General features: G+C 55.7%; 16 protein-coding genes and 5 pseudogenes. 7 read left to right on the top strand and 14 right to left on the bottom strand.

Features of this window, described 5'->3' with window-relative positions; all coding sequences use genetic code 11:
• The first annotated feature begins 126 nt into the window (after window positions 1-126).
• From TKWG_RS13545 to TKWG_RS13525, 5 genes and pseudogenes are all read left to right on the top strand, one after another.
• Entirely contained in the window at window positions 127-996 is an 870-nt protein-coding gene (locus tag TKWG_RS13545; protein ID WP_014751371.1) for a 2-hydroxyacid dehydrogenase, read from the top strand.
• A gap of 240 nt (window positions 997-1,236) precedes the next feature.
• A complete protein-coding gene (gene mmsB / locus TKWG_RS13540; protein ID WP_014751370.1) occupies window positions 1,237-2,130 on the top strand; it encodes a 3-hydroxyisobutyrate dehydrogenase in 894 nt (297 codons plus the stop codon).
• Window positions 2,127-3,292, top strand: a pseudogene (locus TKWG_RS13535) (acyl-CoA dehydrogenase family protein). The gene mmsB and the pseudogene TKWG_RS13535 overlap by 4 nt, the downstream one beginning before the upstream one ends.
• Window positions 3,293-3,365: 73 nt before the next feature.
• Window positions 3,366-4,625, top strand: a complete 1,260-nt coding sequence (locus TKWG_RS13530) for a magnesium and cobalt transport protein CorA (protein WP_014751369.1) — start codon at window positions 3,366-3,368, stop codon at window positions 4,623-4,625.
• 160 nt (window positions 4,626-4,785) lie between these two features.
• Window positions 4,786-5,932: pseudogene (locus TKWG_RS13525) on the top strand (NAD(P)/FAD-dependent oxidoreductase).
• 227 nt (window positions 5,933-6,159) lie between these two features.
• On the opposite strand, the gene TKWG_RS13515 reads toward TKWG_RS13525, so the two are convergent.
• Both TKWG_RS13515 and TKWG_RS26010 read right to left on the bottom strand, forming a co-directional pair.
• Window positions 6,160-6,708 carry a tellurite resistance TerB family protein gene (locus TKWG_RS13515; protein ID WP_014751367.1) on the bottom strand — a complete coding sequence of 183 codons (549 nt, stop codon included), beginning with the start codon at window positions 6,706-6,708 and terminating at the stop codon, window positions 6,160-6,162.
• A 17-nt stretch (window positions 6,709-6,725) separates the two neighbouring features.
• On the bottom strand, window positions 6,726-6,857 hold the full coding sequence (locus TKWG_RS26010) for a hypothetical protein (protein ID WP_264300241.1): 132 nt from the start codon (window positions 6,855-6,857) through the stop codon (window positions 6,726-6,728).
• A 225-nt stretch (window positions 6,858-7,082) separates the two neighbouring features.
• Between TKWG_RS26010 and TKWG_RS13510 the strand changes: the two genes are divergently transcribed.
• Window positions 7,083-7,568 carry a YajQ family cyclic di-GMP-binding protein gene (locus TKWG_RS13510; protein ID WP_014751366.1) on the top strand — a complete coding sequence of 162 codons (486 nt, stop codon included), beginning with the start codon at window positions 7,083-7,085 and terminating at the stop codon, window positions 7,566-7,568.
• Between the two features lie 257 nt (window positions 7,569-7,825).
• Here the strand turns inward: TKWG_RS13510 and efp are convergent.
• The 7 genes and pseudogenes from efp to acnB form a co-directional block, all read right to left on the bottom strand.
• A pseudogene (efp, locus tag TKWG_RS13500) lies at window positions 7,826-8,382 on the bottom strand (elongation factor P).
• A gap of 96 nt (window positions 8,383-8,478) precedes the next feature.
• Window positions 8,479-9,798, bottom strand: a complete 1,320-nt coding sequence (locus TKWG_RS13495; RefSeq protein WP_014751363.1) for an elongation factor P maturation arginine rhamnosyltransferase EarP — start codon at window positions 9,796-9,798, stop codon at window positions 8,479-8,481.
• On the bottom strand, window positions 9,782-10,981 hold the full coding sequence (locus tag TKWG_RS13490; RefSeq protein ID WP_014751362.1) for a DUF2863 family protein: 1,200 nt from the start codon (window positions 10,979-10,981) through the stop codon (window positions 9,782-9,784). The genes TKWG_RS13495 and TKWG_RS13490 overlap by 17 nt, the downstream gene beginning before the upstream one ends.
• Window positions 10,982-11,157: 176 nt before the next feature.
• On the bottom strand, window positions 11,158-13,845 hold the full coding sequence (acnA, locus tag TKWG_RS13485; RefSeq protein ID WP_014751361.1) for an aconitate hydratase AcnA: 2,688 nt from the start codon (window positions 13,843-13,845) through the stop codon (window positions 11,158-11,160).
• 151 nt (window positions 13,846-13,996) lie between these two features.
• Window positions 13,997-15,186 (bottom strand): annotated as a pseudogene (locus TKWG_RS13480) (aminotransferase-like domain-containing protein).
• A gap of 391 nt (window positions 15,187-15,577) precedes the next feature.
• On the bottom strand, window positions 15,578-15,949 hold the full coding sequence (locus TKWG_RS13475; protein ID WP_014751360.1) for a glyoxalase superfamily protein: 372 nt from the start codon (window positions 15,947-15,949) through the stop codon (window positions 15,578-15,580).
• Between the two features lie 244 nt (window positions 15,950-16,193).
• A pseudogene (gene acnB / locus TKWG_RS13470) lies at window positions 16,194-18,777 on the bottom strand (bifunctional aconitate hydratase 2/2-methylisocitrate dehydratase).
• A 231-nt stretch (window positions 18,778-19,008) separates the two neighbouring features.
• On the opposite strand from acnB, the gene TKWG_RS13465 reads away from it, so the two are divergent.
• Entirely contained in the window at window positions 19,009-19,983 is a 975-nt protein-coding gene (locus TKWG_RS13465; RefSeq protein WP_014751356.1) for a hypothetical protein, read from the top strand.
• Between the two features lie 212 nt (window positions 19,984-20,195).
• Here TKWG_RS13465 and TKWG_RS13460 read toward each other — a convergent pair whose 3' ends face one another.
• The 5 genes from TKWG_RS13460 to TKWG_RS13440 all read right to left on the bottom strand — a co-directional run bounded on the left by TKWG_RS13460 (window position 20,196) and on the right by TKWG_RS13440 (window position 24,272).
• A complete protein-coding gene (locus TKWG_RS13460) occupies window positions 20,196-20,471 on the bottom strand; it encodes a GNAT family N-acetyltransferase (RefSeq protein ID WP_014751355.1) in 276 nt (91 codons plus the stop codon).
• Between the two features lie 59 nt (window positions 20,472-20,530).
• Window positions 20,531-20,842, bottom strand: coding sequence for a hypothetical protein (locus tag TKWG_RS13455; RefSeq protein WP_238534175.1), 312 nt, complete (start codon window positions 20,840-20,842; stop codon window positions 20,531-20,533).
• Window positions 20,843-21,230: 388 nt separating this feature from the next.
• A complete protein-coding gene (locus TKWG_RS13450; RefSeq protein ID WP_014751353.1) occupies window positions 21,231-22,682 on the bottom strand; it encodes a bifunctional 2-methylcitrate dehydratase/aconitate hydratase in 1,452 nt (483 codons plus the stop codon).
• 39 nt (window positions 22,683-22,721) lie between these two features.
• Window positions 22,722-23,948 carry a bifunctional 2-methylcitrate synthase/citrate synthase gene (prpC, locus tag TKWG_RS13445; RefSeq protein ID WP_014751352.1) on the bottom strand — a complete coding sequence of 409 codons (1,227 nt, stop codon included), beginning with the start codon at window positions 23,946-23,948 and terminating at the stop codon, window positions 22,722-22,724.
• 27 nt (window positions 23,949-23,975) lie between these two features.
• On the bottom strand, window positions 23,976-24,272 hold the full coding sequence (locus tag TKWG_RS13440; RefSeq protein ID WP_014751351.1) for a beta/alpha barrel domain-containing protein: 297 nt from the start codon (window positions 24,270-24,272) through the stop codon (window positions 23,976-23,978).
• Window positions 24,273-24,414: the final 142 nt, after the last annotated feature.

Here is a 24,414-nt window from a genome sequence, read left to right as displayed (position 1 = left end):
GTGGTATTCTCTTTTTCAGTGAACGTAAACAATGTTTTTTGAGGAGGATATCATGGCAAAAACAAAAATCGTCCAGGTCGCAGCGGCACGCCACTGGTCAATAGTCATCTGCAGGAGAACTACGAGGTGCTGGCCTTGTGGGAGCAAGCAGATCCGCAGGCGTTTCTGGCCGAACATGGCACGGGTGTACGTGGCCTGGTCACCACTGCGGGACATGGACTGAAAAATGAGTGGCTGGACAGCCTGCCTGACCTGGGCGTGGTCAGCAGCTTCGGGGTCGGCTACGATACGATTGATGCCGGTGAGCTGAAAAAAAGAGGCATACAGCTGGGCAATACGCCAGATGTTCTTAATGCGTGTGTGGCCGATCTGGCGGTGTGTCTGCTGCTGGGCAGCGCCCGGCAACTGGTCTGGGGTGATCGTTATGTGCGCGAAGGGCGCTGGCCGGTAGAGGGCCAGTTCCCACTGGCGCAGAGCGTATCAGGCAAGAATGTGGGGATTGTGGGCCTAGGCGGTATTGGCATTGAAGTGGCGCGCCGCCTGGCCGGTTTTGATTGCCAGATCCACTACCATAATCGCAAGGCGCGCGATGACGTCTCCTATGGCTATGAAGCCTCGCTGACGGCGCTTGCCGAGTGGGCCGATTATCTTGTGCTGACATGCGTGGGCGGACCCTCCACGCATCATCTGATCAGTCGGGAAGTGTTGCTTGCCCTGGGACGCAAGGGGACGGTCGTCAATGTTTCCCGGGGTACGGTGATTGACGAGACGGCCATGATCGAGTTACTGCAGCAGGACAAGCTGGGCTTTGCTGCGCTGGATGTGTTCGAGCATGAGCCGGATGTGCCGCCGGCGTTGCGCGAGCATGCGCGTGTGACGCTCATGCCGCACTCGGCCAGCGCGACGGTAGAAACCCGATTGAAAATGAGCCAGCGTGTGATTGATAACCTAGACCGGTTCTTTGAAACGGGCCAGGTAATATCGCGGGTCGTATAGGGAAGAGCGACGCCGCGCGCTGACAGGGCTGCAGAACGTCTTATAAATGACATTCTGAAAGACCATTTCGCAGTATCTTGCGGTATCGACATTTTCGTATAATGCGTTCACGGCCTGCCGCAGCATGCTTATAAACAGTGCGGGTGCAGGACGTGGCCAATTATAGGCAACATTGTCCGGGTCACAGGCGGGGCGGTCGTCCTTTTGTGTGCCGGACGAAAAAAAATAACGGAGACAGCAATGAATATCGGTTTTATCGGGCTGGGTAATATGGGCGCACCAATGGCGCTGAATCTGCTCAAGGCGGGCCATCAACTGCAGGTGTTTGATCTGGTGGACTCTGCCGTGGCCGAGCTGGTCCAGGCAGGCGCGACATCAGCTGCTTCACCCCGGGAGGTGGCAGCCGCCCGTCCCGAGGTGCTCATTACCATGCTGCCTGCTTCGGTGCATGTCCGCAAGGTCTACCTGGCAGAAGATGGGGTATTGGCCGCAGTCGATCCAAGCGTGCTGTTGATAGACTCTTCCACCATTGATCCACAAACGTCGCGCGAGGTTGCCGCGGCGGCGCAACGGCAAGGCAATGCCATGGTGGATGCGCCGGTTTCCGGCGGCACGGTGGGCGCCAAGGCTGGTACGCTGACGTTTATGGTTGGCGGTGAACAGGCTGCCTTCGACAAGGCGCGGCCAATACTGGAGCACATGGGCAAGAATATCGTCTATTGCGGCGGGGCCGGCAACGGGCAGGTTGCCAAGGTTGCCAACAATATGCTGCTGGGCATTTCCATGATCGGTGCGGCAGAAGCCATGAGCCTCGGCGTGTCGCTGGGTATGGATCCCAAGGTATTGGCCGGCATTATCAATACCTCATCCGGCCGTTGCTGGAGCACCGAAGTCTATAATCCCTGGCCCGACGTGGTTGAAACGGCGCCGGCATCCAAAGGCTATGCCGGCGGTTTCGGGGCCGATCTCATGCTCAAGGACCTGGGGCTGGCCACCGAAGCGGCCCGCGCAGCCAAAGTACCGGTAGTCATGGGTGCAACTGCGCAGCAGCTATATCAGACTTTCAGCGCACAGGGCAATGGTCATCTGGATTTTTCCGCCATCATCCAGTCCATGGGAAAGGTTGAGAAATGAGTACATTCGACACAGCGCTAAGCGAAGAACAACGCATGATCCGCGATATGGCGCGCGACTTTTCCCAGCAGGAAATTGCGCCGCACGCCGCCGCCTGGGAAGCTGCGGGCTGGATTGATGATGACGTGCTGCGCCGCATGGGAGACCTTGGTCTGCTGGGCATGGTTGTGCCCGAGGAGTGGGGCGGATCAAAAACGGATTACGTGTCGTATGCACTGGCGCTGGAAGAAATATCCGCTGCTGATGCGGCAACCGGCACGCTGGTGTCGGTTCACTGCTCTGTCGGTTGTGGGACGTTGCTCAACAGCGGCAATGAGGCCCAGAAAAAGCAGTGGCTGCCCGACCTGGCCAGCGGTCGCGCCATCTCGTGCTTTTGTCTGACTGAGCCGCAGGCCGGGTCCGAGGCGCACAATCTGAAAACCCGTGCCCAGTTGCAGGATGGCAAGTGGGTGCTCAACGGCGCCAAGCAGTTCGTGACCAATGGCAAGCGCGCCAGGCTGGCCATTGTGTTTGCGGTGACCGATCCGGATCAGGGCAAACGTGGTATTTCGGCGTTTCTGGTGCCGACCGACACGCCGGGGTTTATTGTGAGCAGGGTGGAAAGCAAACTGGGTATCCGGGGTTCGGATACCTGCGCCATTACGCTTGAAAATTGCACGATTGGCCAGGAAAATCTGCTGGGCGAACGTGGCCGTGGCTTATCGATTGCACTGTCGAATCTGGAAAACGGGCGTATCGGTATCGGGGCGCAGGCGGTGGGTATTGCACGCGCCGCGCTTGAGGCCGCGATTACTTACGCCAAAGACCGTATTCAGTTCAATGAGCCCTGATCAAACACCAGAGTATCGCCAATATGCTGGCAGACATGCATACCCAGGTCAACGCTGCACGGCTGATGGTGTTGCATGCGGCGTCATTGAAGGACAAGGGTATTGCCTGTTTGTCCGAAGCGTCCCAGGCCAAGCTGTTTGCATCCGAGATGGCCGAGAAGGTCTGCTCGCAGGCGATTCAGATTCACGGCGGCTATGGCTATCTGGAAGACTATCCGGTGCAGCGCTTTTACCGCGACGCCCGCATTACCCAGATTTATGAGGGAACCAGCGAAGTACAGCGCATGATCATCACCCGCGGATTGGTTGACTATAACGGGTTTTGCCCCTGAGATCGCTTGCATTTGCGGCAGGCGCGGGTGTAAGGTAAAAATGGTATCATCGCCAATCTGCAGGGAGCCCGTTATGGAAGATGACAAAAAAGCCGATGCCAGCGAAAAAAGCAATGAAAGCATGGGGCCTGCCGGTCCCCGGGAAAATGTGAAAGATCAGGACGGTGCCACCGCCGCTGCAGGCCAGGCCGACAGCAAGGCGGGGGCTCAGCTAGCCGACGCTCTGAAGAACAAGGCGAGCGAGCAGGCCGGCAGTGTTGCCGGCGATAACGTTGCCGCGGCCAATGTCTCCACCGCCGGTGCCCCGCAAAAAAAGGCGGGAGCAACCACTGCGGCAAGCAAAACCACCGGCGTCGATAGCACCTCGGGCGTCGTGGCTTCGGTGGAGTATGTCCGCGGTCAACGTCACGCCGTTATTGCCCCGGAAAAGATTTCCGGCTACAAGCGCGACGCAGATCACCTGCTGTGGACGGGTCTGAAGGATCCGTCTGACGAAGAATTGCGCATGACTTGTAAGAACCTGTCTTTCAGCAAGCTGGCGACCAAGGAGATCGTCAAGCGGCATTACCGTCCGAAAGTGATTGACTATGGCGACTATATTCTGATTGTCGCCGTTACCATTTCGCGCGAAAACAAGAAAATCGTTTATGGCGAGATGCAGATGATTTTCGGGCAGAGCTTTATTCTTACCGTCAGGCGCGGTGAAGCCATGACCAATACGCCTTTGCGCAAGCGCCTGGAGGGCTCGCCGGAATTGATTGCCCGGGGCAGTGACTTTGTCGTGGCCGAGATACTGGATGGGCTGGCCGACAGCTATCTAATGCTGGCCGGCAGCTTTGAAGTTGACGTTGAACAGCTGGAGCAGAAAATGATTCTGCATGGCTTTCGTGAATCGGATGTGCGCAAACTCTACAAGATGCGGCGTGATTTACTGCGTGTGCATACGTCCATCGCGCCTGTCATTGAAATCTGCACCCGCATGTCGGTGGTCAATCTGGCTTTTGTGGAACAGGACTCGCAGGGCTATTATCGTATCGTTGCTGACCGTGTGGCGCGGATTGACGACCAGATGAACGCCTTGCGCGAATCGCTGGCCTTTGCCTTTGAAGCCAGCCAGATGATTGCACAGGCGCACCAGACCGACATTACAAAAAAGCTGGCCTCCTGGGCTGCGATACTGGCGGTACCCACCGCCATCGCCGGGATCTACGGCATGAACTTTACCAATATGCCGGAATTGAACTGGACCTACGGCTATCCGTTGATCATGTTCTTGATGTTCCTGATTTGCGGTCTGTTATTTCGTCAGTTTCGCAAGACCGGCTGGTTGTAAATCCCCATGTAATCCATGGGGTGAGCGTGCTTTTATGGTCAATCTCATTCATAATATCTCAGGGTGTGTCCGGTCTGGCGTTACCCGGCCAGATACGGCGCGCATAACGATGCGCTGATGACAAAAACAGCAGCCATCGGCCAACAAAGCGGAGGAAGATTTGAGCGAGACAGCAGTGTTTGACTATATTGTTATCGGATCCGGGATTGCCGGCGCCTCTTTTGCATATCAGCTGTCGCAGCGGCCGGGCACGATTCTGGTGCTGGAACGCGAGGCGCATGCAGGATACCATTCAACCGGGCGCTCAGCCGCCATGTTTATTGAAACTTACGGACCGCCGCAACTGCAGGCGCTGACCCGTGCCTGTCGGCCATTTTTCGAGCAAGCCCAGTCCAGTGGCTTTTCCGAACATCCGGTGCTGCATCCCAGGGGCTGCATCTATGTGGCAACCCATGCGCAAAAAGAAATTCTTGACAGCACCTATCGTGAGCTGCTTGCCCGCGCCCCGAATGTTGAATGGCTGACCGCGGCGCAGGTCCTGGAACGCGTGCCGTGTATGAAGCCGGATGACTTGTACGGCGGTATTTACGAACGAGATGCAGAGGATATCGATGTTGATGCCTTGCACCAGGCTACCTGAAAGGAATGAAGCGCAACGGCGCTGAGCTGATTTTCTCCGTGGATATTCGCCAGGGACGACGGCAGGACGGGGTCTGGACCCTGGAAAGTGCCGACGGCAGGCAATTTCGCGCACGTCACGTTGTTAATGCCGCCGGCGCCTGGGCCGATGTAGTGGCGCAGGCTTGCGGTGTGCAGGCCGTGGGTATCCAGCCACGCCGACGCAGTGCATTTACTTTCACTGCGCCCGAAGGCTGAACCTGGAAACGCTGCCAATGGTCTGCGATATTGAAGAGACCTATTATTTCAAGCCAGATGCCGGTCAGTTGCTGGGTTCGCCTGCCAACGCGGATGATGTGGAGCCGCAGGATGTCGTGGCCGAAGAGCTGGATATCGCAACCGGCATTTATTACATTGAGCAGGCAACGACCTTGCAGATTCGCAGACCCACGCATGTCTGGGCTGGCTTGCGCAGTTTTGCGCCGGACGGCAATCTTGTTATTGGGTGGGATCCTGCAGCAGACGGATTTTTCTGGCTGGCAGGCCAGGGCGGCTATGGTATTCAATCGTCTGACGGTGTTTCCCGCCTGGCTGTTGCGCTGGCCTTGAACGAGGACGTGCCAGACGACTTGCTGCTCCAGGGCGTAGACCCCGGACTGTTGAGCCCCTTGCGATTGCGTGCAGGCTGAGCTTGCATGAAGGTTTGTTTGAAATCTGCTATGCAATCACCATAAAAAACACCCCAAAGGTGGGAGTGATACCCAACTTTGGGGATGTTGGCCAGCCATAGCGCACCAGGGTAATAAGCGGGCCGCTCTTGCCGGGGCGGACCGGCGAAGCGGCCGGGGTCCGGATTTGAGTTGGCCCGGAGTTACGTGACGCCGCCCAGTTGCCGCGTTTGCCGACCAAAGACGTATTAAGCCTTGGCGACCTGTGTTTCCAGTTCTGCTTTGAGTTCCGGCGTCAGGTCAAGTTGCTTGGCCAGTTCATCCAGATACGCTTTTTCCATGAAGTTCGTACTGTCAATAATAGATACGCTAATGGCATACATTTGCGATGCCAGATGCGGGTCTGTGGCCAGACTGGCGATGGCGACCGGATCTACCGGTTTGGCCAGTTCGGCCTTGAGCCATGCCTGTTCTTCTGGCGTGCTCATTTTGCTGAAATACTGGTCCAGGATGGTCTGTTCGTTTTCTTCGATATGGCCATCGGCCTTGGCGGCGGCAATCATGGCTGTCAGAATGGCCTTGCTTTGCTCTTCGGCCTGCGCTGCCGGCAATTGATTGATGGGCGTCGGGGGCTGTGGCTGGGCTGCTGCTGGGGTAGGGGCAGATGCCTGCATTTCGGGCTGGCGGTCGGACTGGTTTGCCTGCCAGCGCTGGTAGGCACGATATGCTACTGTACCCAACGCGGCCAATCCGCCGTAGGTTGCCAGATTGCTGTTGGCTTTGTGCCCCACCAGCATGCCCAATACACCGGCACTCAGGCTGTTTTGTCACCGTCGGACAGCAGTGACTTGTCGCCGGAGGTGGCATTTTTTACTGATGATCCAGCCTGGTTCATTGCTGATTTGCCGGCGCTGAGCAGGGATTCAAGTATATTAAGTGCACTCATGATGGGTATCCTTATTCAATGGTGGGGACCGATAGCGGCCAAACTGAGTCAGATCAATCGACATCTATCAATGCTCAGACCAAGTCTACCAAGTTTGAGTGTCATATTGCAGTCAGTATTTGCCGGTTTTTTAAATATTTACGTTCGCGATTGCGTCGCTGTTTCGTTGAAACGGCATGACAGGACGCGTAGAATATCCTTTAATTTCAATAGATGGAGAGAGGAATGCCAAGTTTTGACGTGGTCAGTGAAGCCGAAATGACAGAGGTGCGTAACGCTGTCGACCAGGCCAACAAAGAAGTTTCCACCCGTTTCGATTTCAAAGGGTCCGACGCCCGTATTGAGCAGAAAGATCTGGAATTGGTGATTTATGCCGACGATGATTTCAAGGTGGGGCAGGTGCGCGAGGTGCTGCTCAATAAGCTGGCCAAGCGCAACGTGGACTTGCGCTTTTTGGAAAAAGGCAAGGAAGAAAAAATTTCAGGTGACAAACTCAAGCAGTTCAATACCATCAAGAAAGGCGTCACCGGCGATCTGGCCAAGAAAATCGTGCGTATTATCAAGGACAGCAAACTGAAGGTGCAGGCTAGCATTCAGGGCGATACCGTCAGGGTCACCGGCGCCAAGCGCGATGTGCTGCAGGACGTGATTGCCCTGCTGAAAAAGGAAGTGGCCGATGCGCCGCTAAGCTTCAACAATTTCCGGGACTAACAGACTAACAATGACGTGGACTAAGGCAGATGCGTAGAAAGTGCGAGATATTAGTAGCGCCATATTGTTGATTGGCTATTCGGGCTGATCTACCGATGTTGATAAGCGCAATCTGGTATTGCGACAAGCTGCCGCAAATTTGATGACAACATAAAAAAAGCCCGCCTGGCCCGCTGAATGATCAGCCGGGCTGGCGGGCTCTCTCATAATCGGGCTTGCGCATTCCACGGAAAACGCGACGGCCCGATTATGCATCATTACATGACACGGCTGCGGTATTCGTTGGTGCGTGTGTCGATTTCGATTTTATCGCCGATATTGCAGAACAGGGGTACGGCCAGATTGTAACCGGTACTGATGGTGGCTGGCTTGAGCACTTTGCCTGAGGTATCGCCCTTGACAGCAGGTTCCGTGTAGGTGATTTCACGAACAATAATCGTAGGCAGTTCTACAGAGATGGCACGGCCTTCGTAGAACACGACTTCAACGGTCATGCCTTCTTCCAGGTAGTTCAGTGCGTCGCCCATGCTCTCGGCTTCGACTTCGTACTGGTTGTATTCTTCGTCCATGAATACGTACATGGGATCTGCGAAATACGAATAGGTGCACTCTTTCTTTTCCAGCATGACGACTTCGAATTTTTCATCAGCTTTGGAAACCTGTTCGCTGCCCGAGCCTGTCAGCAGGTTTTTGAATTTGAGTTTGACAACAGCGGAGTTACGGCCGGATTTGTTGTATTCAGCTCTTTGCACGACCAGGGTTCGGTGCCCACCATGACGACGTTACCTACGCGCAGTTCTTGTGCGGTTTTCATTAAATATGCTCCGGATGGAATGGATGTGGCAGATTCCGCTGCAGACCTGGCAGGTGTGGTGCCTGAACGCGGACGCCGGCGGAAAAAAGTATGATTTTAGCCTGAGTTGGCGGCTTTTTCATAAAAAATCCGGATGGATTCCGATAATGTCTTGTTTTTAGACAAATTTTCAGCAAATGTGCGACAGCTTCTGCGCCAGCTATCCAATTGCCCGGGTGTATTGAGCAAGGTTGTCAGCTGGTTGGTGAAGTAGGCATGCCTGGATGGTGAATTCCAGCTGCGCATCATGGCCTTGGTCTCTTCGTGTCCGGGAAAAAGCGCCAGCCATGCCTGCAATTTTTTCAGGTGTATATCGTCACTTTGTTCGTATATCTGCCAGAGAAAAGGTTTGCGGGACCAGATCGCCCGGACAAAACTATCTTCGCCGCGTACAAAGTTCAGATCGCACAGCCATAACAATTGATCGTATTCGTCCTGGGGCAGAAAAGGGATGCGCAAAAGCGTGACGCCCGGCAACGCGGTCTGCGGCGCCTGCGCAGCGTCGTCCTTCAATAAGGCAGGGCCTTTGACCTGCGCCGTCCCCAGAGGGGCTGCTGCCCCGGAGGCGGCATTGGACATACCCGGCAACGACGCGGGGGTGTTGCTCATACCAGTATCAGGTATTGAAACGGCGCCATGCAATTGGGTGATGGCATCGCGTTCCAGGTGCGGCAGGACTGACTGGGGTACCAGCAGTACGACCGGTCTGCGTGATTTTCGCAGGGCATGCAACAGGCTGCGATAGGGCGCTGACGCGTAGCAGAACAAACTGACAAACAGCGTGTCATCGTCCAGATAGGCCTGCACCTGCGGCAGGCCAAGACGCTGCAGAAACTGTTTTTTCTTTGCTGAAGAATGCATCCAGCTGCGTCGACGTTCATTTAATCCGGCTTCGCCTATCAGCCCGCCGGTCTGGTCTGAAAAACCGGGAAAGAAGAAATACTTCGTGATGCCGTTGCGTTGCGGTGAAGGCTGGGCGTGAAAGCCCGCCGTCCAGGATTCGGCCGACAGATACTCAAGATTGAGCCATAGCTTGGTATGGCCGGGCATGGCATCAATGTATCGGGCAGGGGGATCGCAGGCGAATGCCTCGATCACCAGTTGCGCCGGCGTATGCGAGGTCTGATTGTCGGTCCAGTGAATGATCCGGATGCCTTCGACCAGTTGTTCATCCAGTTCAGGCTGCACCGCCGGGGCCAGGCGAGAAAAAACGGTCAGATCGTCAACCCAGAGTCTGACCTGTGCCGGCCATTCGCGCTGCAGAGAGCGGGCAAGCCGCCAGCACACGCCGATATCACCAAAATTGTCGACAACCCGGCAGAAGATATCAATATCGAGGTCGTTGCCGCGTGTCAGGGGTTTAGTGGAAGCGTCCAATCGGATCCTCCGATACGTCAGGCATCATCACGGGCATCAACTCGCCGGCCGGATTGGGGAATAACGGTTCGTCCGACACATCACTGCTGCCATCGAGCACTTCCTTGAGGCAAGTGATATGGCGGATGCCGCTATTTTGCAGATGCTCCAGCAAGGTATTGAGCTGGGCAAAGTCGTTGATGGTCTCCAGCTGCTGATCTTCGGTCTCGTCCGGAAAGACCGGCCACAGGCACCCGTAAATCACTTCATGCGATTGCAGCAGCGTAAAGCCGATCCTGATCTCCCGCAGGGCGTCGTCCTGATACAGGGCGACGGTGGCGCGAAAGGCATCGGGCGTGGTGTCAAAGACCGTTTGCAGCCATTGCGTGGCTGCTGTGATGGCTGCAAAACGGATACGTTTGTCAGCCTGGCGATTGGCAATATAAAACGCGTCTGGCAGCATGAGCTCTATGCCGCAGGCCGGCAGCAGCTTCTGGAACAGCGGCGTCGCTGCGGTACGCCAGTTGTCAAGGCAGGCCTGGCGTTGTTCACTGAACGGCCCTTCGGCCTGCTGCCAGCGGAAAACCGCCTGGCCTTTCGGGGTGCAGAAGGCAGCCAGCACGAAGCGGCTGTCCGACATCAACTGCATGTCTTCGGATACCTCATCAACCGGGACTCCGGAACGCACATGCGTGCCGAAAACCTTGCCGGTAATGGCCATCATCCACTGGAAAACGCCGGTAAATGAGCGGGGCATCTGATCGACGCTGAGAATTTGCGGATGGATTGCCATTCGCACATCACTGGCGGCAATATATTGCCCAAGCAACGTGCCGAGCGCGTGCTGTGCGGTGTCATCCAGGATGGGCAAGGGGATCTCGAAACGGGTCCAGGCAATCACAGGGATGGCCACGAACACGCAGTCATAGGTCACGCCATCATGGACCCATTCGCAGGACTCCGATAGCGTTTCTGCATTTTCCAGCAGAATGTCATGGGTTTCGGAGTCGCTGTCGGATAAATGATCCAGCAGTCTTTCCACCGTTTTCTTGCGGTTCTGCTTAAAAATATCCAGAAGAGACGTCTGAATCAGATTTTCCCAATAACGATCTTCAACAATGCAGCCTGATTGTTTCAGGGCAAGGCATAAATCGAGTAGCGGTTGATCGCTGGCGTGCAGGCTGGCTGGTTTTTTCCGGTTCATTACACTTGTAGTTGCGCTGCCGGTCTGTCTTTAAAAGACAGGCCGGGCAGCAAGTTAGGATCGCGTCGCTGCGCTGATCGGGCAAAACACCATTTGTTCGCCCGGGTCGGCGGTGCTGGGATATGTGGCAGAAGACTCAGCCGGTTTTTCCAGCACAGTGCGGACCCTGGCGTCTATTAAAGCAACTGGCGCAGTACGAACGGCAAAATACCGCCGTTCTGGTAATAATCAACTTCAATCGGTGTGTCAATACGCAGCAGAACGATGACATCCTGTGAGCTGCCGTCATCCCTACGGATGGTCAGCGTCACATCCTGCTGAGCCTTGATACCGTTTTCCAAGCCGCTGATATCGAAGGTTTCGGTGCCGGTAATGCCCAGTGTATCGACACTGTCGTTGTCCTTGAACTGCAGCGGCAACACACCCATGCCAACCAGATTGCTGCGGTGGATGCGTTCAAAGCTGCGTGCAATCACGGCCTTGACGCCCAATAATTGAGTCCCCTTGGCAGCCCAGTCGCGCGAAGAACCTGTGCCGTATTCTTCACCGCCAAACACCACGGTGGACACGCCATCCTGAATGTATTTCATGGCTGCATCGTAAATGGACATCTGCTCGCCACTGGGTTGGTGCAGGGTTTCGCCGCCTTCCACACGGCTACCCGTAGGCAACGGCGGAATCATCAGATTTTTGATCCGTACGTTGGCAAATGTGCCGCGCATCATGATTTCGTGATTGCCACGGCGTGATCCGTAGCTGTTGAAATCCGCTTTCATAATGCCGTGCTCGTTGAGCCAGCGACCGGCAGGCGAGGTTTCCTTGATGGACCCGGCAGGCGAGATATGGTCGGTCGTGACCGAGTCGCCAAAGATGCCCAGTGCCCGGGCATTCTTGACCGGCGGCATGGGTGACGGCGTCATTTCAAAGTCGTCAAAGAACGGCGGCTTGGCGATATAGGTCGATTCAGGCCAATTGTAGACGTCTCCGGTCACGCCCTTGATGTTTTCCCAGAGCTTGCCTGGATTGGCTTTGACCTGGGCGTAATTCTGTCGATAGACTTCGGGCTGCATGGCGGCCGTCAGCAGTTCCTGCACTTCCTGTTCGCTCGGCCAGATGTCGCCAAGCCAGACGTCGCCGTTTTTGCCTTTGCCAACCGGCTCGGTCATGAGGTCCTTGTTGATGGTGCCAGCCAGGGCATAGGCGACCACCAGTGGAGGTGAGGCCAGGAAATTGGCCTTGATATTCGGGTGGATTCGGGCTTCGAAGTTGCGGTTGCCGGACAGCACGGCTGCGCAGACCAGATCATTTTCAGTGATGGACTGGTTGATATCGGCCGACAGGTCGCCCGCATTGCCAATACAGGTGGTGCAGCCGTAGGCCGCGACGTCAAACCCGAGCTTGTCCAGGTAGGGCAGCAGGCCGGTTGCCGTCAGGTATTCGGTGACCACTCGGGAGCCGGGCGCCAGCGAGGTCTTGATATGGCTGGAGATTTTCATGCCGGCCTGTACCGCTTTTTTGGCCAGCAGCCCCGCAGCCAGCATCACACTTGGATTGGACGTATTAGTGCAGGAGGTGATGGCGGCAATCAGGATATCGCCATTTTTGAGCTTGGTGCCTGCGCTGGTCTCGAAAGTCTGCTCGAATTTTTCAGGGCTCTGGTTAAAGCCGTTTTCGATGGCCGGTTTGATGAACAGGTCGGCAAAGGTGTCCTTGACGTTGCCGATTTCAATACGGTCTTGCGGACGCTTGGGGCCGGCCAGGGAAGGGGCCACGGTGGACAGGTCAAGGTGCAGCAGCTTGGTATAGCGGATATCCTTGCCCTTGGGAATGCCGTACATGTTCTGGGCCTTGAAATAATTTTCAAGCGCGATCACTTCCTGCTCGGTGCGGCCGGTGCCCTTGAAGTAGTCAATGGTGTGATCGTCGACAGGGAAAAAGCCCATGGTGGCGCCGTATTCCGGCGCCATGTTGGCTATGGTGGCGCGATTGGTCACCGACAGCGTGGTCGTGCCTTCGCCACAGAACTCCACGAATTTTCCAACAACCTTCTCACGGCGCAGCATTTCGGTCAGGGTGAGCACCAGATCGGTCGCGGTAACACCACCACGCAGTTTGCCGGTGAGCTCCACCCCGATCACATCGGGCGTGAGGAAATAAACCGGCTGGCCAAGCATGGCCGCTTCTGCCTCAATGCCGCCCACGCCCCAGGCGACCACGCCAATGCCATTGATCATGGTCGTGTGGCTGTCGGTACCCACCAGCGAATCAGGATAGTAAACATTGTTTTTCTGGTAGACGCCGCGGGCCAGGTATTCAAGGTTGACCTGGTGAACAATACCAAACCCCGGCGGCACGACGCCAAAGGTATCGAAGGCTTGCATGCCCCATTTCATGAACTGATAGCGTTCCTGGTTACGCCGAAACTCTACTTTCATGTTCAGATCCAGCGCTTTTTTGGTGCCGAAATAGTCGATCATGACCGAGTGATCCACCACCAGGTCAACCGGCACCAGTGGTTCGATCCGTTTTGGGTCCCGGCCCATTTTATCGGCCACCGCGCGCATGGCGGCAAGATCGGCCAGCAATGGCACGCCGGTAAAGTCCTGCAGGACGACACGGGCAACCACAAAAGGAATTTCGTCTTCGCGCTTGGCTACGGGTTGCCAGTTGGCAAGCTGGCGTACATGTTCTTCGGTTATTTTCTTGCCATCGCAGTTGCGCAATACCGATTCAAGCACAATTCGAATGGAAACCGGCAGCGACTGGACGTCAACGCCAAGCTGCCTGCCCAGTTCGGGAAGGGAATAATATTTTGCAGTGTTGCTGCCGATACTGAATTCTTTGAGGGTGCTTGTTAACGACATTTTTATCTCCGGGGCGGTTCCGCACAAACAGTATGAAGTGTAGATCATTTTACTCCTTTTTAGCTGTGCGACCGGCAACAAAAAAGGCGGCTACCCCACAGGATAGCCGCCTTTTTCGAATATTACAGTTGAATTTAAATGAGCGGGCGCATCATGCCGTGAAGAGTTTGCCCAGATCGGCAATACCCGCCCGGATTTTTTCTTCGGTTACGGTCACGAAACTTAAGCGCAGCGTGTTTTTTGGCGCATTGACGTTGGGGTAGAAAGGTTCCCCCGGCACATAGGCCACTTTGTACTGTTCAACGGCCTGGGCCAGCGCCTGGGTCGTGTCGAATTTGTCGTCCACTTTAACCCAGATAAACATGCCACCGGTGGGGCGGGTCCATTTGGCCGACTTGGGAAAGTGCTCGTCCATGGCGTCGAGCATGTACTGGCACTGATTGCGATACAGCTCGCGCACCTTGGGCAGATGCGTGTTCAGGAAACCATCCTTGATGGTTTCGTATACGGCCATTTGGGTCACCGTCGCGGTGTGCAGGTCGGTCGCCTGTTTGATTTGCACCAGTTTGGCAATGATTTCGCGTGGCGCTACCAAGTATCCCAGGCGCATACCAGGGGCCAGCACCTTGGAAAAAGAGCCCATGCGCAAGACGGTCGCGCCGGCCTGGCGCCCCAGATGCAGCAGCCCGGGCAACGGTTCGCCCACGTAGCGCAATTCGCCGTAAGGGTCGTCTTCGACAATGGGCACGTTCAGGCGGGCACAGCGCTCGACCAGTGCCTGGCGGCGTTCCAGATCCATGGTGCGACCGGTCGGATTCTGAAAGTTGGGCAGGCAGTAGATAAAGCGGGCGCCGTCGGCTTTCTCGTCGCTGATGTCTTCAGGTATCAGGCCGCCATCATCGGTAGCCACTGGCTCATAAACGGGTTCGAACAGTGAGAATGACTGAAGCGCGCCAGATAGCTGGGAGATTCGACCAGCACTTTGCTGCCCGGATCAATCAGCAGTTTGCCGATCAGATCCAGCGCCTGCTGGGAACCGGAAACGATAAGCACCTCGTCAACGTCGATCTGTGTGCCGCGCGCCTGGAAGTCGCTGACGACCCACTCGCGTAGTGGTCGGTAGCCTTCGGTCGGTCCGTATTGCAAAGCCACCTTTGGGGACTCAGACAGTACCTTGTCGTATGCGGCGCGGATCTGTTCGGTGGGGAAACCCAGATGTGAGGGCAGGCCGCCCGCGAACGACGTAACGTCAGGACGTTCGGTAATTTTCAGGATCTCGCGGATCGCGGAGCTGGTCAGTTGCGTAGCACGTTGGGAAAATTGAAAAGGAACTCGGTTCATAATGACGGTTGGAATTGTTCGGACTGATAGATGAGGCGCAGGTTGCGCACTGGCACAGCCCGGCATCACAGGAATGGCTTTAACCCATACAGAACCGCAAGTCTTGTGTAAAAGACATGTTTATAGAAATTTTGTTAATTCGTATAAAGCGTCTATCTGGTAAAGTATGCTGTTGATTACACCACCACCGGCGCGGCTTTTCAAGCGATTGATGCAAAAGTGCCGAATTTGTGAGCCAAAGGTGGTTTTTGCCGCAAAACTGTTATGGCCAGCTCACCAATACAGCGCCAATAAAGGCTCGCCGCGCAGTCAGGATGGCAGCGCAGCTATGCACATCCGGTGGTTGATACGGCTCGCAGGCTTTTTTTGCGAAGGGTATAAATCTGTCACGTCAGCCGTGTTCATGGTGCTGCTCGCAAAACCTTAGGTGGTTGCCGAAAGGGTCTGCAATATTCATGGTGAAACCCCATGATTCTTTGGTTACGCCCGGGCGTGCAAATGACGCTTTCTTGCTGATCAGTTCTTGCTGCAGCGCGTGGATCCCTTCCATGGGCAGGAAAACGGCGCTACCCGGCGTGCCGTCGCCAAAGTGTTCGCTCAAGTGCAGCACCAGGCTGTCACGGGCAATCTCCATGTATAACGGCAGGTCAGGCGCAAAGCGATGCTCCCAGCGCTTTTCAAAGCCCAGAAAATCCAGGTAGAACGTCTGGGCAAGCGGGATGGAGAAAATGCGCAGAATGGGGATGGGGTGATCAAGATGCATGATAGCGTATCCGAAAAAAGGTCGGTCAGCGGGTATTCGCGCTGCATGAACCAAAGGCGGTCCTTAGCGGCGCCAGGCGCAACAGGGCTATGGTACAGCACTGGCGTGCCGTCGATGAAGCGGCGGCAAGAGACCATCATAAAAATGAGACAAAAAAACCCGGTACTGTGTACCGGGTTGATTGACACGCAAGCGTGCCGGCTTTATGCCGCTCAACCCCGAAGGCAGAGCGATGACCGAATGATCAGATGCCAACAGAATCGGCAATTTCCTTGAAGTCTTCGATTTGGTCGAAGTTCATATAGCGGTAAATGCTTTCGCTGTTCTTGTCGATAATGCCCATGTCGGCCATGTATTCTTCGCGCGTCGGAATTTTGCCCAGACGCGAGCAGATGGCGGCCAGTTCGGCAGAACCCAGGTACACGAAAGTGTTCTTGCCCAGGCGGTTAGGGAAGTTACGGGTACTGGTAGACATGACGGTTGCGCCTTCGCGCACCTGTGCCTGGTTACCCATGCACAGCGAGCAACCCGGCATTTCCATGCGGGCGCCAGCGACCCCAAGTACGCCATAGTGGCCTTCTTCGGTCAGTTGCTTCTGGTCCATTTTGGTCGGTGGAGCAACCCACAGTTTCACCGGAATATCGCGTTTGCCTTCAAGCAGCTTGGAAGCGGCGCGGAAGTGTCCGATGTTGGTCATGCAGCTGCCGATAAACACTTCGTCAATTTTCGCACCGGCCACATCCGACAGGGTTTTGACGTCGTCCGGGTCGTTCGGGCAGGCAACAATAGGCTCGTGCACATCGGCCAGGTCGATCTCGATGACCGCAGCATATTCGGCGTTGGCATCAGGTTCGAGCAATTGCGGATTGGCAAGCCACGCTTCCATGGCTTTAATGCGACGGCCCAGAGAGCGCTCGTCTTCGTAGCCATTGGCGATCATCCATTTGAGCAATGTGATATTGCTGTTCAGATATTCGATAATGGGTTCTTTATTCAGACGCACGGTACAACCGGCAGCAGAGCGTTCTGCCGATGCATCCGACAGTTCGAATGCCTGTTCGATTTTAAGATCGGGCAGACCTTCGATTTCCAGAATGCGGCCGGAGAAAATGTTTTTCTTACCCTGTTTGGCAACGGTTAGCAGGCCATTCTTGATGGCATACAGGGGAATGGCATTGACCAGGTCACGCAAGGTGACGCCGGGTTGCATCTTGCCCTTGAATCGGACCAGCACTGATTCGGGCATATCCAGGGGCATGACGCCGGTGGCTGCGGCAAAGGCGACCAGACCGGAGCCGGCAGGGAAACTGATGCCGATCGGGAAGCGTGTGTGCGAATCACCGCCAGTACCCACTGTATCGGGCAGCAGCATGCGATTGAGCCATGAGTGGATGATACCGTCGCCGGGACGCAGCGCAATACCACCGCGATCACTGATAAAGTCAGGCAACTCGTGGTGGGTTTTGACGTCTACGGGTTTCGGATAGGCTGCGGTATGGCAGAAAGACTGCATGACCAGATCTGCAGAAAAGCCCAGGCAGGCCAGATCCTTAAGCTCGTCACGGGTCATGGGGCCGGTCGTGTCCTGGCTGCCCACTGATGTCATTTTCGGCTCACAGTATGTGCCAGGGCGAACACCGGTGCCTTCAGGAAGGCCACAGCACGGCCGACCATTTTCTGGGCCAGAGTGTAGCCTTTGCCCGAATCTGCGGGGTCAACCGGCAGGCGAAACAGGGTAGATGCAGGCAGACCCAGCGCTTCACGGGCCTTGGCGGTCAGGCCACGACCAATAATGAGGGGAATACGGCCACCGGCGCGCACTTCGTCAAACAGTACTTCGGACTTGACCTTGAATTCGGCGATCACCTTGCCGTCTTTCAGGGCCTTGCCTTCGTAGGGGCGCAGTTCCACAACATCGCCCATGTTCATGTCGGAGACGTCCAGTTCGATCGGCAGCGCGCCGGCATCTTCCATCGTGTTGTAGAAAATGGGGGCGATCTTGCTGCCCAGACAGACGCCGCCAAAGCGTTGTTTGGCACAAAAGGAATGTCCTGGCCGGTGAACCACAGCACGGAGTTGGTGGCCGATTTACGTGAAGAACCGGTACCGACCACGTCTCCGACGTAAGCAACCAAATTGCCTTTTGCCTTGAGTTCGTTCAATTGGCTGATAGGACCGATTTTGCCCGGCTCCTGAGGCTCAATGCCTTCGCGCGGATTTTTCAGCATGGCCAGGGCGTGCAGCGGGATATCCGGACGGCTCCAGGCGTCGGGCGCCGGAGACAGGTCATCGGTATTGGTTTCGCCGGTGACTTTGAAAACGGTAATGGTCAGGCTTTCCGGCACCTCAGGGCGGCTGGTGAACCATTCGGCATCGGCCCAGCTTTGCAATACGGCCTTGGCGTTGGCGTTGCCTTTTTCGGCTTTTTCCTGGACATCATGAAATGCGTCGAATACCAGCAGGGTTTTTTTCAATGCTTCGGCGGCCAGCGTACCCAGTTTTGCGTTGTCCAGCAGGTCAACCAGGGGGCTGATGTTGTAGCCGCCCAGCATAGTGCCGAGCAGTTCAGTGGCTTTTTCATCGGAAATAAGGGTGCATTTTTCTGTACCAAAGGCCACGGCAGCCAGGTAAGACGCCTTGACTTTGGCGGCATCGTCAACACCAGCCGGTACGCGGTGGGTAATCAGATCAAGCAGAAAAGCCTCTTGCCCGGCGGGCGGCGCCTTGAGCAGTTCAATGAGTTCTGCCGTTTGCTTTGCCGAAAGAGGTAGCGGAGGGATGCCCAGCGCATCGCGTTCTGCGGCGTGCTGACGATAGGATTCCAACATATAAGACCCTTGAAATAGAGGAGGAGGGAAATGATTTTCGCCTATCATTATAAGGGTTTAGCGCTATATTAGCAAATGTCTTATATAAGACATAAGACTGAGAGCCACACTGCAGCAGAGGGCGAAACCCGTTACAATCTCCTTCGGCCGACAGCGGGTTTTCAATTCTGTGTCAGGCTGACAGCAGTCAGATGCGGTTTGCCGCCGCTCAACGAATCGTAAGGAAACAAAATGGCCGCAACAAAGAAGTTCACACTTGCCGTTGGTACTATTGCGGTGGTCGCAGCAGCCGCTGCGGCCGCCTGGTTCGGCGCCAATTACTACGCCAAAACCCAGATTGAGAAAAAACTCAACGCCTATCTGGTCGAAAACGACATCCAGAATAACGTGACCTGGGGCTCGCTGGACGCGTCCATACTGGGTAACGGTTCCCTGCATGACGTCAAGGTGGTGCGCAAGGATGACCCGGCAAAGTTTTTTACCATCAAAAACGTCACGGTGCATGAACTGCAGACCGGCAGCGACAACCAAAAAGTGGACTTCGCCTTTTCGGGGCTGGCTGACGAGACCGGCAATAGTCCGTTTCGCGCGGCGTTGATGGAAAAGGCAGGTCAACTGGGCTATGACAGCCTGCCCTTACTGGACGGACGGCTCAAGGGTACGCTGAACGAAAAACAGGATACATCCGACTACGATGTCACTCTGAATCAGCCAGAGGTGGGCAATATCAACCTGGTGCTCAAAGCCGATAAAATCGTCGAACTGGTCAATACCGTTCGTACCCGCGAAGAAGAGCTCAAATCCAATCCGCTGCTGCTGATCAGTGCGCTCTCGCCCGTCACCATACGGCAATTGAATATCAAGTTTGACGACGCCGGCCTGATGCCGCGCGTAGTAAAGGTGCAGCAGGGCGTGGCGCCGGTAGACGGCAAACCGACAGCGCAACAGAAAGAGGCGTTTGACGCCCGCCTGGCCAAATCAGAAAGCGACTGCCGTCAGCAAGCGCCGACGCTGGGGATCGCAGATCCCGAAGGTGTTTGCACTGCGGTCAGCCGTTTCATGAAGAACGAGGCCAAGAGCCTGAATGTGCAGGCCAGCCCCAATCCGCCCCTGCAGCTTATGACATTTGTCATGCAAACGCAGATGGGCAACCCGCAGGGTATTATCAAGGCGGTGCAGCAGCTGAACCTGAAGGTCACCAACTGAACGAACTGGCTGGCCACGGTTGGGCGTTAAATAGAAACAGAACGACCGCAATTATATTTGCGGTCGTGAGAAAGCAGAAGATCAAAGGCTTTGTGTTTGAACGCTTTGCGTATGGCACAAGGCCTTTTTGGTATATGTTGCGTAGCGGCACTGTGCTACAGCGCCGATGAGGCTGGATTGGTATTTACAGCGACCATTTGCAGCACGTTGCTTCAGGCGCGAAGCGGCTGCAGTTCCGGATGGCGTTGGAAATAGGCTGCCGTGTAGCTACAGACCGGATTGATTTTCCAGCCATTATCGCGCGCCAGATCCAGGGCGAACTCGGTCAGCTGGCCAGCAATGCCTCGCCCGCCGACAGCATCGGGCACAATGGTGTGCAATATATGCATGACCGGCGCCTGCAGCCGATAGTCAATGTAGCAAAGGCTGTTCTCAACGGTAGTTTCGATGCGGCCCGCGTCGGGCCTGTGGGTAATGTGCAAGGTCATCGGCAATCCTTTTTTATGAGCGGTCGCAAGCGCAGGGCGCTGCGCCGCAGTAACGGGTATTATTGTTTGGCCGTCAGCATCAGGCCCCAGAAGATAATCATCAGAACAATACCCAACAGGCATGCGCCCCACAGGCCAAGCAGTGGCCAGCGAATGCGCAGCGGAACCGTTTTGGGGTTGACATGCGCCAGCAGGATATTGGCATGGCCGGCGAGCCACACGGTGCTGTTGGGCAGAAACAGACGCAGAAAATAATCCAGCAAAATCGCCCCGCGGATCCCCAGTGGGTAGCGGTTAAACGGTTGCTGTGTCAGATAAGGGTGTTTAAGCAGGGCGTTGGTCTCCTTGAGCGAGACAAAGGCCAGATACAAAATGGAGGCAACGGCAATAACAAGACAGGCGACCAGGCAGGTCTCAGGATAAACGGCAGCGCCGTCGCGATATAAGGATGAAACATGGCAGGCAAATGGTATGGCAAAAGTGAATGGCGAATCCTTTAATAGTAAGCGAATTTTCTGGTAAAGAGGGTAGGGAGATGGCCCGGTGGTGATATTTCCCGCCGGTGCAGCGCGTTTGCCGAATGACAGCGGGTTGCCTGGGGATGGTGCCGGGTAACAGCCACAGCAGCAAAAGAGGCATGTCGAACAATACCCATGAGCGAGCCCTGCGCTTGTCGGGCGCCGCAGGGTCGGCAAGCTCCGGGAGCGCTTTATGGGCGCTCTCCGTGTCGCAGTTCAATGCTCCGATGCGTCAGCCCATTTAAATGACATACATGTCCACGTACTCGTGGACAGGCATGGCTTCAAGCGTTTTCTGATCCAGCGAGGCCGCCAGGATGTTCTCCTGTTGCTTGTCTGGAAACGCCCGTGCCAGGTTGATGCGGAATTTGGCCTCCAGCAGCGGGATGCCTTCTTTACGGCGACGTTTGTGACCTATCGGGTATTCGCAGACGACCTCATCCAGCTTGCTGCCATCGGTAAATTCAACCGTCAGGGCATTGGCGATGGAACGCTGCTCGGGATCATGATAATCGCGCGTGAAGGCAGGGTCCTCGACGCATTCGATTTTTTCGCGCAATGCGTCGATACGTGGGTCAGCAGCGATTTCGTCCTCGTAGTCTCCGGCAGTGAGGCGGCCAAACAGCAGGGGCACGGCGACCATGTATTGAATGCAGTGATCGCGATCAGCCGGGTTATTGAGCGGACCTTTTTTGTCGATGATGCGGATACACGCTTCGTGGGTGCGGATCGTAATTTTCCTGATATCGTCTGCAGTCTTGCCGGCGGTCTTGAGCTGATCATGAATCTGCATGGCGCATTCAACTGCTGTCTGCGCATGAAACTCAGCCGGGAACGAGATCTTGAACAGCACGTTTTCCATGACGTAGCTGCCATAGGGGCGCTGGAACTTGAACGGCTGCCCGTTGAACAGCACATCATAAAAGCCCCAGGTTTTGGCCGTCAGGACCGATGGGTAACCCATTTCGCCTGTTTTGGCGATCAATGCCAGGCGCACGGCGCGACTGGTAGCGTCGCCGGCAGCCCAGGATTTACGACTGCCTGCATTGGGGGCGTGACGATAGGTGCGAAGGCTTTGACCATCCACCCACGCCAGCGATACGGCGTTGATGATTTCCTCGCGCGTCAGGCCGAGCATGTGCGCGACCACCGCGGTAGAGGCCACTTTGACCAGAACGACATGGTCCAGGCCTACTTTGTTGAACGAATTTTCAAGGGCTATGCACCCCTGGATTTCATGCGCCTTGATCATGCCTGTAAGCACGTCGCGCATGGTCAGCGGCGCCTTGCCGGCGGCTACTGCGTTGCGCGAGAGCCAGTCGGCCGTGGCCAGAATGCCACCCAGGTTGTCCGATGGATGGCCCCATTCTGCAGCAAGCCAGGTGTCATTAAAGTCAAGCCAGCGAATCATGGCGCCGATATTGAACGCCGCCTGTACCGGATCCAGCGCAAATTGGGTGCCGGGCACCTTGGCGCCATTGGGCACCGTAGTGCCCGGCACGATGGGACCCAGCAGCTTGCGGCATGCCGGGTATTCCAGCGCTTCCAGCCCGCAGCCCAATGTATCGATCAGGCAGTTGCGCGCCGTTTCATACGCATCATCGCTGGTAATCTTGTAGTTGAGCACGTAGTCGACAATATCGACAAGTACCTGATCGGGTTCAGGACGGACATTCAAAATAGGACTGGACATGTAGTTCCCCGTCACACAATATAAATAATACGGTCGTGATTATTTGCGTTTGGACAGCGGTACGAACTTCCGATCGTCCGGACCGGTGTAATTGGCGGTCGGCCGGATGATCTTGTTGTCGATGCGCTGTTCAATAATGTGAGCTGACCAGCCTGCTGTACGCGCAATGACAAACAGCGGGGTAAACATCGATGTAGGAATGCCCATCATGTGGTAGGACACCGCAGAGAACCAGTCCAGGTTCGGAAACATCTTTTTGATGTCCATCATCACTGTTTCCAGTCTTTCGGCAATGTCGAACATCTTGGTGGTGCCTGCATCCTGGGAGAGTTTTTTTGCCACCCGCTTGATCACCACATTGCGCGGGTCGGATATGGTGTACACCGGGTGACCGAATCCGATAATCACTTCCTTGTTTTCTACACGCTTGCGAATATCGGCTTCGGCCTCGTCAGGCGTGTCATAGCGTTTCTGCACTTCAAACGCCACTTCGTTGGCGCCGCCGTGTTTTGGTCCACGCAGCGCGCCAATGGCGCCGGTAATGGCCGAGAACATATCCGAACCCGTGCCGGCAACAACGCGACCGGTAAATGTAGAGGCGTTGAATTCATGTTCAGCGTACAGAATGAGCGATGTGTGCATGGCGCGAACCCATTCTTTTGATGGTTTCTCGCCATGCAGCAGGTGCAGGAAATGTCCGCCAATGCTGTCGTCGTCCGTTTGCACATCAATGATGCGGCCGTTATGGCTGAAGTGATACCAGTAGAGCAGGGCAGAGCCCAGGCTGGCCATCAGCCTGTCGGCGATGTCGCGGGCGTCGGCTATGTTGTGATCGTCCTTTTCGGGCAGGGTGCAGCCCAGGACTGAAACGGCGGTGCGCATGACATCCATCGGATGACTATGGGCGGGCAGCGATTCAAGCACGGTTTGCAGGTTGGCGGGCAGGCCACGATAGCGTTTGAGCTTCTGCTTGTAGGCGGTCAGTTCAGCCTGCGTGGGCAGTTTGCCATGGATGAGCAGATGCGCGATCTCTTCAAACTCGCTGGAGTCTGCCAGGTCAAGAATGTCATAGCCGCGGTAATTCAGGTCGTTGCCGCTGCGTCCCACTGTGCAGATGGCCGTGTTGCCGGCGACCACGCCGGAAAGGGCAACAGACTTTTTCGGCTTGAAACCGGCAGGATTGTCTCCGGTAGCCGGGGTTGCGGCAGAGGCTGTCGCGTTGGCGGTTTTGCTGGCTTTTGTTGGCTTGGTCGCTTTTGTAGACATGATGAATCTCCTGACTATTGTGAAATATTATCTTTTGCTGGCGAACAGGGCGTCAAGCTCCTGTTCAGAATTGTGCTGGCCGATGCGATCGTGAAGCTCGTCGCGTGTCTGCGTCTGCTCGAAAGGGCTTTTCTGATGGCCATCGTGGCTGACGGTGGTGTAGGCGTTCTGCGCTGCCCTGCTTATGGCACGAAAAGCCGACAGGGGATACAGTACCATACCCACGCCGGCGCTGCCGGGTTCTTCTACGCCGATCATCTGCAGCAGTGTTTCTTTGGAGAGGGCCTGGCCAAAGCGCTCACCTGCGGACACAATGCTCGACATACAGTCTTCGAATACATTTGCTATGCAGAAAGAGAATCTGCGCCTGTGCGATTGAACACTGTCTTTCAGAAGATCATGGTCACCGGTTGCGGGACGTGGTCGTGTTTGGGTCGCAGTACAGTTAAAAAAATAGCCACGACAT

The organism is Advenella kashmirensis WT001 (assembly GCF_000219915.2).
GTDB lineage: Bacteria > Pseudomonadota > Gammaproteobacteria > Burkholderiales > Burkholderiaceae_B > Advenella > Advenella kashmirensis.
This window is presented reverse-complemented; position numbering and strand designations above follow the sequence as displayed.

What these genes read in the sequence shown, in the direction of transcription:
- TKWG_RS13510 (WP_014751366.1), top strand. Translation starts at nt 7,083, where the DNA reads ATGCCAAGTTTTGACGTGGTCAGTGAAGCCGAAATGACAGAGGTGCGT.
- TKWG_RS13515 (WP_014751367.1), bottom strand. Translation starts at nt 6,708, where the DNA reads ATGCTGGTGGGGCACAAAGCCAACAGCAATCTGGCAACCTACGGCGGA.
- TKWG_RS13460 (WP_014751355.1), bottom strand. Translation starts at nt 20,471, where the DNA reads ATGACCTTGCACATTACCCACAGGCCCGACGCGGGCCGCATCGAAACT.
- TKWG_RS13450 (WP_014751353.1), bottom strand. Translation starts at nt 22,682, where the DNA reads ATGTCCAGTCCTATTTTGAATGTCCGTCCTGAACCCGATCAGGTACTT.
- TKWG_RS13440 (WP_014751351.1), bottom strand. Translation starts at nt 24,272, where the DNA reads ATGTCGAGCATTGTGTCCGCAGGTGAGCGCTTTGGCCAGGCCCTCTCC.
- TKWG_RS13490 (WP_014751362.1), bottom strand. Translation starts at nt 10,981, where the DNA reads ATGAACCGGAAAAAACCAGCCAGCCTGCACGCCAGCGATCAACCGCTA.
- TKWG_RS13530 (WP_014751369.1), top strand. Translation starts at nt 3,366, where the DNA reads ATGGAAGATGACAAAAAAGCCGATGCCAGCGAAAAAAGCAATGAAAGC.
- prpC (WP_014751352.1), bottom strand. Translation starts at nt 23,948, where the DNA reads ATGTCTACAAAAGCGACCAAGCCAACAAAAGCCAGCAAAACCGCCAAC.
- mmsB (WP_014751370.1), top strand. Translation starts at nt 1,237, where the DNA reads ATGAATATCGGTTTTATCGGGCTGGGTAATATGGGCGCACCAATGGCG.
- TKWG_RS26010 (WP_264300241.1), bottom strand. Translation starts at nt 6,857, where the DNA reads ATGAGTGCACTTAATATACTTGAATCCCTGCTCAGCGCCGGCAAATCA.
- TKWG_RS13465 (WP_014751356.1), top strand. Translation starts at nt 19,009, where the DNA reads ATGGCCGCAACAAAGAAGTTCACACTTGCCGTTGGTACTATTGCGGTG.
- acnA (WP_014751361.1), bottom strand. Translation starts at nt 13,845, where the DNA reads ATGTCGTTAACAAGCACCCTCAAAGAATTCAGTATCGGCAGCAACACT.
- TKWG_RS13475 (WP_014751360.1), bottom strand. Translation starts at nt 15,949, where the DNA reads ATGCATCTTGATCACCCCATCCCCATTCTGCGCATTTTCTCCATCCCG.